Here is a 16,767-nt window from a genome sequence, read left to right on the forward strand (position 1 = left end):
TGCTCCGTAATTGGTACCGAAATACCTGCAATATGTGAGAGATACGAGAATTGGACGTTCTGGCGGATCTAATTCGACCCTTTATACCTGCAATGACTCGACGATTGACCGAACTGAATATTCGTTGCAGGTAATTCGGTACTTATTAACGGAAGCCCACAAGAAAATAGCGCCTGACACATGCCTGACAATGCCCGTGCATACTCGGACGCTTGGCTTGCGGCATCAAAAAACCGATACGCGCCGGTAAAGCACGTATCGGTTTCAAAAAATGACCGTTATACAAACGTCACGTGGACTATTACAGTGACTGGGCGGCCTTTTCTACGTAGTCCTCCATGCCGTCGATGGCCACGACGTCCTTGAAACGCACGTCGGCGGTCTCGAGGCCACGCAGGGCGACCGGGGCAGTGGTACCGGTCTCACGGGCCAGCACGTCCATGCACTCGAAGTCGGTGCCGGTAGCGTCGAAGCCCAGAGCCTCGTTCACCACGCGCGGGAACTTGTAGGGGCTGGCGGTGGAGAGCAGCACGCGCGGGGTCAGCGGATCGCGCGGCATCTGCTCAAGCAGGTAGTAGCCGCAGGCGGTGTGCGGGTCGATTACGTAGTGGTTCTCATCCCAGCAGTGCTTGATGGATTCGCGCACCTGGTCCTCGTCGGCCCAACCGGTGCCGAAGATCTGGCGAATCTTGGCCAGCAGCTCTTCTGGAATCTCGTACGTGCCCCACTGGTTGAGGTCGTTCATCAGCATGGAGATCAAGCGTGTGTCGCCCTCGGACAAGTAGTACAGCATGCGCTCCAGGTTGGAGGAGATGAGGATGTCCATCGAGGGGGAGATGGTCTGGAAGAACGGGCGCTGACGGTTGTAGGTACCGGTGGTCAGGAAGTCGAACAGAACGTTGTTCTTGTCGGAAGCCACCACGAGGTGCTTGACCGGCAGGCCGAGCAGCTTGGCGTAGTAGCCGGCGAGGATATCGCCGAAGTTGCCGGTCGGGACCACGAACTCGACCTCATCGCCAACGTTGATCACCTGATCGGCTAGCAGCTGGGCGTAGGCGGAGAAGTAGTAGACGACCTGCGGCACCAGACGGCCCACATTGATGGAGTTGGCGGAGGAAAGCACTACGTGAGCATTGCCGGCGAGACGCTCGGCCAGGGCTCGGTCGCCGAAAATGCGCTTGACCGCGGACTGGGCGTCATCGAAGTTGCCTTCCACGGCGGCCACCTGTACGTTGGCGCCGGTCTGCGTGGTCATCTGCAGCTCCTGGACCTGAGAGACCTTGCCTTCCGGGTAGAAGACGGTGATGGCGGTGCCCGGGGCGTCCGCGAAGCCGGCCAGCGCGGCCTTGCCGGTGTCGCCGGAGGTGGCGGTGAGAATCATGATCTTCTCGTCCGCGTCGCCGTCGGCTGGCGTGGTGTGCGCCATGAAACGCGACAGAATTTGCAGGGCCACATCCTTGAATGCGGAGGTTGGACCGTTGAACAGTTCGAGCACGTAATCGTCACCCAGAGGCTTCAATGGAGTGATACGCTCGTCGGACCACTGCTCGCCGTAGGCATCGGCGATGCACTGGCCCAGTTCCTCGGCGGTGAAGTCCGGCAGCAGCGCGCCCAGCACTTCGGCGGCGATCTGCTGGTAGGTCTTGCCCGGCAGCGAGGCGACATCCACCTTGGTCTCGCCCAATGCGTCCGAGACGAACAGGCCGCCGTCGTCGGCAATGCCCTTACGAATCGCCTGCTTGGCGGTCAGCGAATCGGTGGTGCTGCGAGTGGAATGGAAGGTGGTAGCCACGGTTGAATCCTTATTCTCGGGAATGAAAGATACTACAAATCTTCATTATTCTATCGTCTGCCTCGGTCAGACGTCGCGGACGTCTCGTTTTGATTGTTTAGCGACAGAAATTCAGGAAATTAGTCCTATGCTCCTAAATTTCTGTCGCTAAGAAGTACTCAGTGACAGAAATTTAGGATTAATGGGTTTATTTCCGAGAATTCTGACGCTGAGCGGAGCTGAGCGACAGAAATTTAGAAGTATAGGGGTCATTTCCTGAAATTCTGTCGCTGAAGGATGCTGGAGGGATAGTGATGAGGGCAAAAGGTCAGAAAATATAGCCGTGGGGCGCAACAACCGCGGAAATTACACTGCGTTAGACCATTTGGTGAGTTAGGCTTGAATGTTATGAGTGATGAACTGAGTCCTGAGGTATTCGACGCGGTGTGCCGTCAGGCCGATCAGGCCGCGAGCGCACAGCAACGCCTTGCCCAGGCGAACACCGAAGCCAAGAACGAGCTGCTGCTGGCCATTGCGGATGCGCTGGACGAGCATGCCGCCGATATCGAGGCCGCCAATGCGCTGGACATGCTTGAATCCAAGGAAAACGGCATGGACGCGGGCAAGCTCGATCGCCTGCTTTTCGATACGCCGCGCGTGGCCGCCGCAGCCCAAGACGTGCGCCATGTGGCAACGTTGCCCGATCCGGTTGGTGAAATCGTGCGTGGCTATAACCTGCCTAACGGATTGCGTCTCACCCAAACGCGAGTGCCCATGGGTGTCATCGGCATGATTTACGAAGCTCGCCCCAACGTCACTGTTGACGTGGCCAGCCTGTGCCTGAAGTCCGGTAATGCTGCGCTGCTGCGAGGTGGGCACGCCGCCGAACGTACCAATGCCGCCACCTTGAGCGTTATCGCCCCAGTGCTGGAAGCTCACGGTTTTGATCCGGCTCTAGTGCAGTCCGTCGACCAGTATGGCCGTGCCGGCGCCACCGCCATGATGGAGGCCCGTGGCCATATCGATGTGTTGGTGCCACGCGGCGGTGCGGGGCTCATCCAAGCCGTGGTGCGCAATTCCAAGGTGCCGGTTATTGAGACCGGTGCCGGCAACGTCCATATCTATATCGACAGGTCCGCAGACCTCGTCAAGGCCATTCCGATTGTGTTGAACGCCAAAACCCAGCGTGTGGGTGTGTGCAATGCGGCCGAGAAACTGCTGGTGCATGAGGACGTCGCCGCTGAATTCCTGCCTCAGATTGCCGCAGCGTTGACGCAGGCGAACGTCGTGCTGCAAGCGGATGAAACTTCGTACGACATCCTCGAAGGCGCCGCCATTGAAGGGCTTGAACTGAATCATGCCACCGAGGAGGACTGGGATACCGAATACCTGGCGCTCAAGATGGGTATTAAGGTGGTGCCAAGCCTTGAATCGGCCATTGACCATATCAACATCCATTCCACCGGTCACACCGAATCCATCATTGCCGAGGACTATGCGGCCATCGAGGAATTCACCAAGCGCATCGACTCGGCCGTGGTCATGGTCAACGCCTCCACCCGTTTCACTGATGGCGGTGTGTTCGGATTCGGCGCCGAGCTCGGCATCTCCACCCAAAAGATGCACGCGCGCGGACCCATGGGCTTGAGGGAAATGACCACCACGAAGTGGATTGGCTATGGAACGGGGCAGGTGCGCGCATGAGCGAGAATGTGAAGAGCGAGGACAACGCCACAGTTGAGCTACGGCCGGATATTGACCTCAACGATCCCAAACTCAATCTCAAGATTGCGGCTGAGCGCCTGAGCATTGTGCGCTACGTGTTTCTCGTGCAGATTGAGGATGGCATCGCTTCGGCGGCGCAGCGAGCGTCGCTCGAGTACGCGGATGCAGTGCTTATCGGTTGGCCGGAGAATGAATCGCCGGAGATTGCGGATTTGACTGATGCCCAGCTCAAAACCGTGCGCGAACACATGGATCTGATGGAAAGCTACATCGCCAAATACACGCAGATGGAGCATGATGGCGATATCGATGGCATGACGGACACGCTGATTCGCATCACCGAACGCGTGGCCGAGGTCCGTCGACTGTATCAGCCGGACTTCCCTCTGCCTACGTTCGCTGAGATTCGCCGCGTGGTGCAGGATGAGTGGGACGAAGACATGGGTAAGATCGATCCCAAGGAAGACAATCCCACTGCCAATGAAATCGAGCAGGAAACCGAAAGCGCCAACGAAGGCGGCGAAGGTGGCAAAGCATGAGCAGCAGCGATCCGGCTGAAATCATTGCTGTCGCACAGGGCGAAGCCGAACGGCGTATGTCTGATCTGTCTGTGCCGGGCGGCGCGAATAGCCATGGCAAAGGTCGCCTTTCCGCGCGCGGCAATTGGCACACGCGTCTGCGCATCGGCATTATGGGCGGCACATTCGACCCGATTCACAACGGCCACTTGGTCGCGGCGTCCGAAGTCGCATGGGTGTACGACCTTGATGAAGTGATTTTCGTGCCCACGGGTCGGCCTGTATTCAAGCTTGATAAGGAAGTCACCAACGCCGAGGACCGCTATCTGATGACAGTGATTGCCACGGCATCCAACCCCAAGTTCACCGTGTCTCGCGTGGATATCGACCGTCCAGGTGTCACCTACACCATCGATACGCTTAAAGACATTCGCGCCCAGCATCCCGATGCAGAGTTGTTCTTCATCACAGGCGCTGATGCCGTGGCTGAGATCATGCAGTGGAAGGACGCCGACTTGATGTGGAATCTTGCCCACTTCGTGGCCGTCACGCGCCCCGGATATTCCAGCCCGGATGGCGTCACGCTGCCCGAAGGTAAGGTCGATACCCTGGAAATACCGGCTTTGGCCATCTCCTCAACCGATGTGCGCCGTCGTGCCGAGCACGACGAACCGGTCTGGTATCTGGTCCCGGATGGCGTGGTGCAGTACATCGGCAAGCATGGCCTGTATTCCAAGCAGCACTGACGGCAACCGCAGCGTATTATTTAAGCCAACCCCATCTTGATTTTCAACGTCATCACACGAATCGCCGACTGAGTGACCTTATTGGCGAAGGCGGGATCCGATGCCGCCCGCGTAGACAATCCATCCAGAATCGGCACGACATAGTTGGTGTCTCCGATGCAGACCAAATCGCCGCCGGCTTCCACGAGTTTGACTCCCAATTGAGTGGTGTCATAGGCGCTCACAGCCGCTGCCGACATCGAATCCGAAATCACTACGCCGTCATATCCCAGATCGCCGCGAAGATGCCCGTCAATGATGATTGAGGAAAACACTGCGGGATCATTGGGGTCAATGGCCTGATAGGTGGCCAATGCCATCATCACCATGGCAGGGTCGGCCTTATCGATGGTGGTGTCAAACGCCTTGATTTCCGTGCCATCCAAGGTGGTGGTCGTATCCAGGATGCCGTCGGCGGTGAAATCCGTGTTGCCGGTCACTGCGCCCAATCCCGGATAATGTTTGATGGCGGACTGTACTCCGGCATTGGCCATGCCCTGCACAAACGCCGTGCCATGAGCCGCGTTGCCTGCCGTGTCCAGTCCGAAATCGCGATAGAGCGCACCAATGGGGGCGTTGGCGGCCCGATTCACCACTACCGTGCCCAGCACGGGTGCAAGATCGACATTAATGCCGGCGGCTGCCAGCTGTGAGCCCCATACGCTGGCCGATTGACGCAACTGATTGGTCGACATGGTTCCCTGATCCACTGCCGTGGGCATCCGATCAAAACCAGGGCCGGTCAGATGCTGTACCCAGCCTCCCTCTTGATCGGTGGAGATAATCAGGCGGTTATCACCGGGGCATACCCCTGCAACTGGTCGTCCGCAGCCCGCACCGAAGCAACCCCTCCGGTCCATTTGCCGATGATGAGCACCGATCCCACATGGCGGTCGGCGATGAGTGAAGCCAGTGAGGCCGGGTCGTTGCCGGCATACAGCGGTGCCATCACCAACTGACCAATTCGAGTGTCCATATCCATGGCATTGACCATGCGATGAGCTTTGCTGGCAGGGGAGGGATCCGGCTTGGGGGTCACCGAACGTGCCAACTGCTGCGGAGTGTTCCGTGCAGCGTCTGCTGTAGCGGAACTTGCCGCGGCATCATTTCCAGTCATCGATGCAAACCAGCCGATGCGCCATCCATACAGCGCCGTGACTACCAGCGCTAGTACGCACAATACGGATCCGACCAACACGCCCCAATGCGAAGTCCTATGGCCATCCCGATAGGGACGTGCCGACGGTTGCTCAGGACGATTGCTCATAATCTTCCAGCATAGGGGAATCTCATACAGCTTGCTGGCAATCCGCTGGCAGTATGTGTTCAGGGTTTGTGAGGAACCCGCCAAGCTGAATACAAGCCGAAATCCAGTGCGCTGTGCTCAGGGCATAACCTACTTTCCCGACCTTTCGCTACGCTTGAATCATGTCTTTTAATGACCCTTTCTCAATACTGTTCGGCAATGGCGGCGGTTCCCGGCGCAATAACTCGAATGATGATGATCCGATCATTCTTAATGTTGAGGCCGATGGAGACACCCCCAACAGGAATGGCTCCAACCCCTCAGGGCGAGGTCCGGCCGGTCCGCGCTTGCCCCGCAGACCCTCCGGCAGCCATGGCAACAGCCGAGGCACCAAAATATTCATCGGCGTGGTGCTGGCATTGGTCATCATCGTCGCACTGTTCTTCGGTCTGTCCCGATTCATCACCGATCTGATGTGGTACGGACAGCTCGGCTTCCAATCCGTGGTGTGGACCCAGCTCGGCGTGAAAATCGGTCTATGGGTGGCATACGCATTGCTGATGGCCTTGACCGGTTTTATCGCCGCATGGCTGGCCATTCGCGCCCGCCCGGACTCCGCGGATGGCTCCACGATTCGCATCAATGGTGATGTGGTGGAAGTCGGCAAATCGGCGAGCTCCAAGACCGCACGTCGCGTGGCCGTGGTGATTTCGCTGATTGTCGGCGTGATTTTCGGCTCCCAGTTCAACGCGAACTGGAGCGAGATCCTGCTTATGTTCAACGCGCAGAAGTTCGGTACCACTGACCCGCAGTTCGGGCTCGACAACGGCTTCTACGTGTTCGTGCTGCCTGGCCTGAAGCTCGTGCTCGCAGCCGTGGCCATGCTGCTGGGCGTCGGGCTCATATTCTCTCTAGTCACGCACGTGCTGATGGGCGGCATCCGCATCACCATGCCGGTCAACGGTCGTGGCCTGTTCTCCATCACCAAGCGCGCTCGCCGTCAGCTCGGCATCTGGCTGATCCTTAACATGCTTGCGTGGTCCGTACGTCAGGTGCTGGGTGTTTTCGAACAGCTCACCGTGCAGGGCTCGCGTATCACTGGCGCTTCCTACACCGCAGTGCATGCCAACATTCCCGTCACCTTCATCATGGCTGCGTTGACCGCCATCCTCGGCGTGGTGCTTGGTGTGTGGTTGATGCGTTCCCATGCGCTTGAAGGCCAGGCGTCCATCGGCGTGCGCGCCTCTGCTGCTCTCAAGGCCTGGCGCGTGCCGGTCATTGCCATTGCCGCTACCGTAGTGGTCGGCATGGTGCTCACCATTGCTTGGCCCATGCTGCTGCAGCGCTTCCGCGTCAACCCGAACGCGCAGGAGATGGAATCCACCTATATCCAGCGCAACATCGATGCCACTCGCGCCGCCTACGGTCTCGACAAGCTCAAAACCGAGCAATACAAGGTGACCGACAAGGGCGAGCAAGGTGCACTGGCCAAGGAGGCCGACACCACCGCGCAGATTCGTCTGCTCGACCCGCAGGTCGTCAGCCCCACGTTCAAGCAGCTGCAGCAGTCCAAGCAGTACTACACCTTCGCCGACACGCTTGCCGTCGATAAGTATGAGATTGATGGCGTCTCCCAAGACACCGTGATCGCCGCGCGTGAGCTTGACCTGGCTGGCAACGACAACCGCAACTGGGTCAACGACCACACCGTGTACACCCATGGTTATGGCGTGGTGGCCGCTTACGGTAACAAGGTGACTGCCGACGGCCAGCCCGAATTCTTTGAATCGGGCATCCCCACCCAAGGCAAGCTCACCGAGTCCGAAAAGTACGAGCCACGCATCTACTTCTCGCCGAACACCACCGAATACTCGATTGTCGGCGCACCTGAAGGCACGCAGGCTTGGGAATTCGATTACCCGACCGGTTCCGAAGGCGCTTTGACCACGTTCAAGGGCGATGGCGGACCGTCGGTCGGCAACCTGTTCTCCCGGATTCTCTATGCAATCCGCTTCGGTTCGGACCAGATACTGTTCTCCGACCGTGTGAACAGCGAATCCCAGATTCTCTACGACCGTTCCCCGAAGGAACGTGTGGCCAAGGTCGCGCCGTACCTGACACTTGACGGTCGCGTGTATCCAGCCGTGGTCGATGGCCGCGTCAAGTGGGTCGTCGATGGCTACACCACCTCCGACGCCTACCCGTATTCGCAGATGACCGATCTCGGCAATGCCACCAAGGACTCCACCACGGTGTCTTCGTCGACGGTGTCCAGCCTGGGTTCGCAGCAGGCCAACTATATCCGTAATTCGGTCAAGGCCACTGTTGACGCATACGACGGTTCCGTGGACCTGTATGTGTGGGATCAATCCGACCCGGTGATCAAGGCGTGGGAGAAGATCTTCCCCGGCCAGTATCACCAGTTGTCCGAAATCTCCGGTGACCTGATGAGTCACCTGCGTTACCCGGAAAGCCTGTTCAAGGTGCAGCGTGAGTTGCTCTCCAAGTACCATGTGACTTCCGCCAACCAGTACTACTCGGGCGAGGACTTCTGGCAGACGCCGGTCGACCCCACCGAATCACAGTCCCAGCAGGATCAGGACATCCTGCAGCCGCCCTACTACCTGACCTTGCAGACCGGTGGCACCAAGGAGCCGGTGTTCTCGCTGACCTCCACCTATATTCCGGCCGGCCAGTCCACTCGAGAGATTCTGACCGGATTCCTTTCGGTCGACTCCGACGCCGGTAATGAGAAAGGCAAGATAGGACCGAATTACGGCACCATCCGATTGCAGGAGCTGCCCAAGGATTCGAATGTGCCGGGCCCCGGCCAGGCGCAGAACAATTTCAACGCCAATGCCGATGTGTCCAAGGAACTGAACTTGTTGCAGTCCGGTGACACGCAGGTGGTGCGAGGCAACCTGCTCACCCTGCCGCTCGGTGGTGGCTTGGTGTACGTGCAGCCCGTGTACGTCAAGTCTTCGGGTGCCACGTCGTTCCCGCTGCTGAAGAAGACGCTGGTGGCATTCGGCGATCAGGTCGGCTTTGCCGACACGCTTGATGAGGCGCTCGATCAGGTGTTCGGTGGTGACTCCGGTGCAGCGGCCGGCGATGCCGAGAATGTGTCTGGCGACGGATCATCCGACTCCTCGAACACCGGCGGACAGGATGCCAGCAATCAGCCCGGTTCCGACACCTCCGGCGACCAGTCCCAGTCTGATGGCCAGTCCGGCACCACGGACGGCAAGTCGGATTCTGGCACGTCATCCGGGCAGTCCGGCACCGCTCGCAGTCCCGAACTCCAGCAGGCATTGAGCGATGCCGCCCAAGCCATGAAAGACAGCCAGTCCGCCATGAAGAACGGCGATTGGACCGCCTACGGCAAGGCCCAACAGCAGCTCGAAGAAGCCCTCAACAAGGCCATAGAGCTCGACAAGTAGTTCACCGAAACAAGGTGGCTCCCGCTGGCGGGAGCTGTCAGCGCAGCTGACTGAGGGTGGTCAAGAGTGACTAATGCTATCACCCTCAGTCGCGGATAAACCGCGACAGCTCCCGCCAGCGGGAGCCATGCTATTGTCTGGAGTCATGCCATACACTTTCCGTCCAGCCGTCGAGTCTGATATCCAAGCCATCACCGACATCTACAACGCCTCGGTGGTGGTCGGCGGAGCCACCGCGGACCTGACTCCGCGCACCCTCGACCAGCGCCGTGCGTGGGTCGAATCCCATAAACCTCCATATGGCGTATTCGTGGCGGAATCAGAGGGCGGGCAAGTCATCGGCTTTGGTTCACTCTCCGTGTTCTACGATCGTGCCGGCTATGACGGCGTCACCGATCTCGCCTACTACATCGCCCCCGCATGGCAAGGCAGGGGAGCGGGCACGTTCATGCTGGACAATCTCCTACGCGAGGCCCGCGCCCGTCACATGCGCAAAGCCTGCGGCATCATCTTTGCCGACAACGCCGGCTCAATCGCCCTCATGCGACGATTCGGCTTCACCCAGTTCGGCCTCATGCCCGCTGCCGCCACCGACTCCACCGGCACCATGCGTGATATGTCCTACTGGTATCTCGACCTCTAAGTACAATCGTTGCGTTTGTAGGCTGGCGAGACAAGACGAGGAACGGATATGGCATCGGATTTTTGGCTGATTGCGGGACTGGGCAACCCGGGCAAGAAATATGAGGACACGCGACACAACATGGGCTTCATGACAGCCGACGTGCTCGCCGAACGCTGGAGCGTGAACTTCGCCGATCACAAGGGTCTTGCCATGCTCGGTAAGAGCACGATGAATCTTGACGGTCGCACCATCAAGTTCTTTCTGGCCAAGCCGTTGACCTACATGAACGACTCGGGCAATGCCGTGGCCTCCATCAGCGCCTACTATCAGATCGAGCCCGACCACATCGTGGTGATTCACGACGACATGGACTTGGAATTCGGACGCATCAAGGTCAAGGCGGGTGGCTCCGCAGGCGGTCACAACGGCATCAAATCCATCGATCGTTCACTCGGCACACCGAAATACGCCCGCGTACGTATGGGTGTCGGCCACTCCAAGCGTGGTGCGCATGCGCATGACAACACGGTGAACTGGGTGCTGGGTGGCTTTGGTCCGGATCAGCGCAAGCAACTGCCTGAATTCCTGGCCGACGGCGCCGATGCGGCCGAAGAAATCATCTTCCACGGTCTTGCCAAGACCCAGGAGAAGTTCAATGGCCGTTGATGCGAAGACGGCTGCTGACACAGGCCACAACGCCCATCCGGATCTGATTAACGGCTCGCTCGTGGGCGTCCTGTCCAAGCTCGAGCAGGACAAGGTTTTTCATCAACTGGCGGTTGGCGACATCGAAGTGTCGGATGATGTCGACAATTCCATTTTGGCCGGTGTTCCCGAAGGATTGCGTCCGGCATTGGCCGCCGCAATCGCCCAAGGCGTGAACGGTGGGGCAGGCAAGCCGGTCGTGCTGGTTGTGGCCTCCGGCCGTGAAGCCGAGGAAACCGTGGGATCGCTGCGCTCCTGGTATGACGGCGACCCGAACGATATCGCCCAGCTTGAGGCGTGGGAAACCCTGCCGCACGAACGATTGAGCCCGCGCGCGGACACTGTGGCCAGCCGTATGGCCGTGTTCCGCAGACTGAAGCACCCGAGTGACGCCAATCCGATGTTCGGGCCGATTCGCATCCTTGTCATGCCGATTCGCTCGTTGATTCAGCCGGTGGTCCAAGGCCTTGGCGACGTCGAACCACTCGTATTCACGGTAGGGGAGGATCTACCGCTTGACGAGGCAGCCAAACGACTCATCGAAAACGCCTACACGCGCGTGGAACTGGTCATGGATCGCGGCGAATTCGCCGTGCGTGGTGGCATTCTCGACGTGTTCCCACCTACCGCGCCGCACCCGGTGCGTATCGAATTCTTCGGTGACGAAATCGACACTATCAAGGAATTCCACGCTTCCGACCAGCGCACCTATGGCGAGGGTCTCAAAACCATCTGGGCCACCGCTTGCCGCGAACTGCAATTGACTGATGCCGTGCGCACCCGTGCCAAGGCCCTGATCGGTTCGATTCCCAACGCCGAAGACATGCTCGAGTCCATCGCCAACGCCATTCCGGTCGAAGGTATGGAATCTCTGATGCCCGCGCTTGTGGATCACTTGGAACCGGTGGGCTCCATGCTGCCCAAGCATGCTGTGGTGCTGCTTAGCGACCCTGAAAAACTACGCCGTTCCGCTGAAGATCTGGCCAAAACCGCCAACGAGTTCCTGGCCGCCAGCTGGCATGTGGCCGCATCCGGCCACGGCGCCGGCGCGCCCATCAGCTTCGACGAAGCCAGTTTCCTTGACTATGCGGAAACCATCAGTTCGCTCGAGTATTCCGAGCACCCGGTGATTCGCCTGACGAGTTTCGGTGTAGACACCACGCTGGCCGGCCATGTGCAGCTCGACGCGCAAAACCCAGCCGAATTCCGCGGCGATGAAGCCAAGGCCTCACAAGGAATCGACGGCCTGTTGGATGCTGGCTTCCACGTCACCATTACCGCTGCTGCCGCCGGTACCTTGGCTCGTCTGAAGCGTGCGCTCAACACCACCGGCATCACCACGTTCGATACCATCCGGTCTCAGGCTATCGATGGATTCGTGGACAATGCCGCCAAAATCGCCCTGCTCACCGAACGCGACCTGACCGGTCGAAGCTCTGCGGTTGCTGTGGCCAAAACGCCGAAACGCCGGCGCAAGGCCATCGACTTAGTGGAACTCAAAAAAGGCGATTACGTGGTGCATGAGCAGCACGGCATCGGCCGGTTCATCGAAATGCGCCAGCGCACCATCGGCACCGGCGCCAACAAAACCACCCGCGAATACCTGGTCATCGAATACGCGCCTTCCAAGCGCGGTGCACCGGCGGACAAACTGTTCATCCCCACCGACCAGCTCGACCAGGTCAGCAAATACATCGGTGCCGAAGCCCCCAAGCTCAACAAACTCGGCGGCTCCGACTGGGCGGCCACCAAGGCCAAGGCCCGCAAGCACGTCCATGAGATCGCCGACGACCTAATCAAGCTGTACTCCGCCCGCCAGCGCGCCAAAGGCTTTGCATTCAGCCCAGACACCCCGTGGCAGAAAGAACTGGAAGACGCCTTCCCCTATCAGGAAACCGCCGACCAGCTCACCACTATTGACGAAGTCAAGTCCGACATGGAAAAGCCCGTGCCAATGGACCGTCTTATCTGCGGTGATGTGGGCTTCGGCAAAACCGAAATCGCCGTACGTGCCGCATTCAAAGCCGTACAGGACGGCAAGCAGGTGGCGGTGCTCGTGCCCACCACTTTGCTCGTTCAACAGCATCAGGAAACCTTCACCGACCGCTTTGAAGGATTCCCGGTGAATGTGGCCGCCATGAGCCGCTTCCAAACCACCAAGGAGATCAACGCGACCATCGAAGGCCTGGAAAACGGCATGGTGGACGTGGTCATCGGCACACACAAACTGCTGAACCCGAAAATCAAGTTCAAGGATTTGGGACTCGTCATCATCGACGAGGAGCAGCGTTTCGGCGTGGAACACAAGGAAACGCTGAAAGCCCTGCGCACCAACGTGGACGTGCTGTCCCTGTCCGCCACGCCTATTCCGCGTACGTTGGAAATGGCCGTGACCGGCATTCGTGAGATGTCCACGCTCGCCACACCGCCAGAAGACCGTCTGCCGGTGCTGACCTATGTGGGTGCCTATGAGGACGCGCAGGTCACCGCGGCCGTGCGCCGGGAACTGCTGCGCGGCGGCCAGGTGTTCTATGTGCACAACCGCGTGCAGGACATCTCGTCCATCGCTGACAAGATTCACACGCTGGTGCCCGAGGCGCGCGTCGGCATCGCCCACGGCAAGATGGGGGAGAAGCAGCTCGACCAGATCATCCGCGACTTCTGGCATCGCGACATCGATGTGCTCGTATGCACCACGATCATCGAAACCGGTCTTGATATCTCCAATGCGAACACGCTGATCGTGGACCATGCCGACCGTTTCGGTCTGAGCCAGCTTCATCAGTTGCGTGGCCGCGTTGGTCGTGGCCGCGAGCGTGCGTACGCCTACTTCCTGTATGACCCGTCCAAGCCGATGACCGAGCAGTCGCACGACCGACTCGCCACCATTGCGCAGAACACGGCGCTCGGCTCCGGCTTCGACGTGGCCATGAAGGATCTGGAACTACGCGGCACCGGCAACCTGCTGGGTGACGAGCAGTCCGGCCATATCGAGGGCGTCGGCTTCGACCTGTATGTGCGCATGGTCTCCGAGGCTGTTGAAAAATACAAGGAACCCGATGAGGACGTCGAGCCGGTGTCCGTGTCCATCGATCTGCCTATCGAGGCGTCGATTCCGATTGACTACATCGATTCCGACAAGCTGCGTTTGGAGGCATACCGCAAGCTCGCTTCCGCACGCAATGAAGCCGACCTCAAGGATTTGAAAGAAGAACTCACCGACCGTTACGGCAAGCCTCCGGTCGAATTCGAAACCCTCTTCGACGTGGCTCGCTTGAAGTTCAAGGCGCGCAAGCTCGGCGTTTCGGAGATTCTGGCGCAATCCAACCGCGTGCGTATCGGACGCATTGACCCGCCCGAATCCATTCAGATGCGCATGACGAGAATCTACAAGGGCACCCAATACCGCCCGGTCACTCACCAGCTCATCGTCCCCACCCCGTTCACCGGCTCCCTGGGCCAAGGTCCCATGAGTTCCGATCAAGTAGTTCTTTGGACCAATCAGCTCCTCGATGACTTGGCATGGAGGCCACAACGATGAAAAACCAACACACGGCAACACTTGCCGGCTACGAAATTCCTCGACTCGGCATGGGCACGATGGCGCTCGCCATCGAGGGGCGGCCGACCAATCGTAATCAGGCGATCGAGACCATCCATGCCGCGCTGGATGCCGGGGTCCGTTACCTTGACACGGCGTGGTCCTATTACCTGCCCAGCAAGCCAGGAACCGGCGAGCCGGAGGACATGGGATATGGCGAATACTTGGTTCGTGACGCGTTGAACTCGTGGCACGGCCCGAAGGATGAGGTGCTCGTGGCCACCAAAACCGGCTGGTTGCGCACACTCGACAACCATGGAAACTATAGCTGGCAGGCCGATGCCCGCCCTGAAACCATGATTGCCAACGCCAAGGAATCCGCACGGCGCCTCGGTGTAGAAACGCTTGATCTGCTGTACTCGCATTGCAACGATCCGCAGGTGCCCTACGAGGACCAGATGGGTGCGCTCAAGCAGCTCGTGGATGAGGGCGTGGTCAGAGCGGTCGGCATCTCGCGCATCGACAACAAGGACATCGAAATTGCCCATACCATTCTGGGAGACAGGCTGGTCGCCGTCCAAAACCAGTTCTCGCCGGTCCACCGCGATCCCGACCACACGATGGAAATCTGCGAACAGCTTGGACTGGCTTTCGTCTGCTGGTCGCCGCTTGGTGGCTTCCTCGATCCCTTCAATGAGCATCTGTTCGACCGATTCAAGGAAGTCGCCGACAATCACGGCTGCTCCTACCAGCGTGTCACACTTGCTTGGGAGCTTGCACAATATGGCAATCTGTTTACGATTCCCTCCGCTAGAAACCCACAGGAGATTCAGGACTCGTTCAAAGCGGTCACTCTTGAATTGTCCGATAGCGAAATCGACTATCTCAATGATGTAATCAGCGCCTAAGCGTTTTCCTCCAAAGTTGACTGCAATCACGCGGCACACCGACATTGTGAGCGCTCACATCAAATTTTGGGCGTGTTGTTCACAACGTCCACAAATCGCACTACTCTTATGAATGTCATTCAAGATACACAACCGTTTTAAGGAGTAGTTGTGGCAGCAATTGAAAGCGTGTACGCACGTCAGATTCTGGATTCCCGTGGCAACCCGACCGTTGAGGTCTACCTGGAGACCGAAGACGGTGCTCAGGGTAAGGGTCTGGTTCCCTCCGGTGCTTCCACCGGTGAGGCCGAGGCTTGGGAGCGTCGCGATGGCGACAAGTCTGTCTACGGCGGCAAGGGTGTTCTCAACGCGGTCAAGGCCGTGAACGAGGTCATCGCTCCGAAGATCATCGGCATGGATGCCGCTGATCAGCGCGCCCTCGACGACCTGATGATCGAGCTCGACGGCACCCCGAACAAGGGCAAGCTGGGCGCCAACGCCATCCTCGGCGTTTCCCTGGCCGCTCTGTACGCCTCCGCTGAGTCCGCAGGCCTGCCGCTGTACCGCTACATCGGCGGCACCAACGGCCACATCCTGCCGGTCCCGAACATGAACATCATGAACGGTGGCGCTCACGCTGACTTCGCCACCGACATTCAGGAGTACATGATTTCCCCGTACGGCTTCGACACCTACTCCGAGGCTCTGCGCGCTGGCGTTGAGGTCTACCACACCCTGAAGAACGTCCTGAAGAAGGAAGGCCTGAACACCGGCCTCGGCGACGAGGGCGGCTTCGCCCCGAAGATGAAGTCCAACGAGGACTCCCTCAAGTACATCATGGACGCCATCTCCGCTGCCGGCTACGAGCCCGGCAAGCAGATCGGCATCTGCCTGGATGTCGCCTCCTCCGAGTTCTACAACAAGGAGACCGGCAAGTACCGCTTCGACGGTGAAGAGCGCGACTCCGCCTACATGCTCGACTACTACGAGAACCTCATCAACGAGTACCCGATCGTCTCCATCGAGGACCCGTTCAACGAGGAAGGCTGGGAAGACTGGGCTGCCATTACCGCTCGCCTCGGCGATCGTCTGCAGTTCGTTGGCGACGACCTGCTGGTCACCAACCCGGCTCGTCTGCAGAAGGCCATCGACCTCGGCGCCGCCAACTCCCTGCTGGTCAAGCTGAACCAGATCGGTTCCGTCACCGAGACCCTCGACGCCATCGAGCTGGCCACCGCCAACGGCTACACCTCCATGGTTTCCCACCGCTCCGGTGAGACCCCGGACACCACCATCTCCGACCTGGCTGTCGCTAAGAACACCCGCCAGATCAAGACCGGTGCCCCGGCCCGTGGCGAGCGCGTTGCCAAGTACAACCGCCTGCTCGAGATCGAGGAGGAGCTCGGCTCCACCGCTCAGTACGCCGGCTACAGCGCTTTCAAGGCCTGCAAGAAGTACCTGGCCAAGTGAATTGAAACGCCCGTAAAGGCGTGATATTCAGCTAAAGCTTACTACCCGTCGCAT

At 59.1% G+C, this 16,767-nt stretch carries 10 protein-coding genes and 1 pseudogene; 9 read left to right on the forward strand and 2 right to left on the reverse strand.

The genetic code is table 11. From position 1 onward, the window contains the following. Positions 1–301 precede the first annotated feature (301 nt). On the reverse strand, positions 302–1,792 hold the full coding sequence (thrC, locus tag BBBR_RS03340; protein ID WP_003828864.1) for a threonine synthase: 1,491 nt from the start codon (positions 1,790–1,792) through the stop codon (positions 302–304). A 387-nt stretch (positions 1,793–2,179) separates the two neighbouring features. Between thrC and BBBR_RS03345 the strand changes: the two genes are divergently transcribed. Genes BBBR_RS03345 through nadD form a run of 3 tightly spaced genes read left to right on the forward strand, consistent with a single transcriptional unit; the run spans position 2,180 to position 4,760 of the window. After that, positions 2,180–3,475 (forward strand): glutamate-5-semialdehyde dehydrogenase, encoded by a 1,296-nt coding sequence (locus BBBR_RS03345; protein WP_003828865.1) that lies wholly within the window; start codon positions 2,180–2,182, stop codon positions 3,473–3,475. After that, a complete protein-coding gene (locus tag BBBR_RS03350; RefSeq protein ID WP_003828866.1) occupies positions 3,472–4,035 on the forward strand; it encodes a hypothetical protein in 564 nt (187 codons plus the stop codon). The genes BBBR_RS03345 and BBBR_RS03350 overlap by 4 nt, the downstream gene beginning before the upstream one ends. Continuing rightward, complete coding sequence (gene nadD / locus BBBR_RS03355) at positions 4,032–4,760, forward strand: nicotinate-nucleotide adenylyltransferase (protein ID WP_003828867.1); 729 nt, start codon at positions 4,032–4,034, stop codon at positions 4,758–4,760. The genes BBBR_RS03350 and nadD overlap by 4 nt, the downstream gene beginning before the upstream one ends. Before the next feature lie 20 nt (positions 4,761–4,780). Here nadD and BBBR_RS10205 read toward each other — a convergent pair. Beyond that, a pseudogene (locus BBBR_RS10205) lies at positions 4,781–6,066 on the reverse strand (glycoside hydrolase family 3 N-terminal domain-containing protein). A 161-nt stretch (positions 6,067–6,227) separates the two neighbouring features. On the opposite strand from BBBR_RS10205, the gene BBBR_RS03365 reads away from it, so the two are divergent. The 6 genes from BBBR_RS03365 to eno all read left to right on the forward strand — a co-directional run bounded on the left by BBBR_RS03365 (position 6,228) and on the right by eno (position 16,713). Then, on the forward strand, positions 6,228–9,485 hold the full coding sequence (locus BBBR_RS03365; protein WP_003828870.1) for a UPF0182 family membrane protein: 3,258 nt from the start codon (positions 6,228–6,230) through the stop codon (positions 9,483–9,485). Positions 9,486–9,630: 145 nt separating this feature from the next. Continuing rightward, positions 9,631–10,128, forward strand: a complete 498-nt coding sequence (locus tag BBBR_RS03370; protein ID WP_025262900.1) for a GNAT family N-acetyltransferase — start codon at positions 9,631–9,633, stop codon at positions 10,126–10,128. A gap of 48 nt (positions 10,129–10,176) precedes the next feature. After that, positions 10,177–10,776, forward strand: a complete 600-nt coding sequence (pth, locus tag BBBR_RS03375; protein WP_003828872.1) for an aminoacyl-tRNA hydrolase — start codon at positions 10,177–10,179, stop codon at positions 10,774–10,776. Then, positions 10,766–14,356 (forward strand): transcription-repair coupling factor, encoded by a 3,591-nt coding sequence (gene mfd / locus BBBR_RS03380; RefSeq protein WP_003828873.1) that lies wholly within the window; start codon positions 10,766–10,768, stop codon positions 14,354–14,356. Before pth ends, mfd begins: the two co-directional genes overlap by 11 nt. Further along, positions 14,353–15,264 carry an aldo/keto reductase gene (locus tag BBBR_RS03385; RefSeq protein ID WP_033892596.1) on the forward strand — a complete coding sequence of 304 codons (912 nt, stop codon included), beginning with the start codon at positions 14,353–14,355 and terminating at the stop codon, positions 15,262–15,264. The genes mfd and BBBR_RS03385 overlap by 4 nt, the downstream gene beginning before the upstream one ends. 150 nt (positions 15,265–15,414) lie before the next feature. Next, positions 15,415–16,713 carry a phosphopyruvate hydratase gene (gene eno / locus BBBR_RS03390; RefSeq protein ID WP_003828875.1) on the forward strand — a complete coding sequence of 433 codons (1,299 nt, stop codon included), beginning with the start codon at positions 15,415–15,417 and terminating at the stop codon, positions 16,711–16,713. Positions 16,714–16,767 lie beyond the last annotated feature (54 nt).

This window comes from Bifidobacterium breve DSM 20213 = JCM 1192 (assembly GCF_001025175.1).
In the GTDB taxonomy this organism is placed as follows: Bacteria; Actinomycetota; Actinomycetes; order Actinomycetales; family Bifidobacteriaceae; genus Bifidobacterium; species Bifidobacterium breve.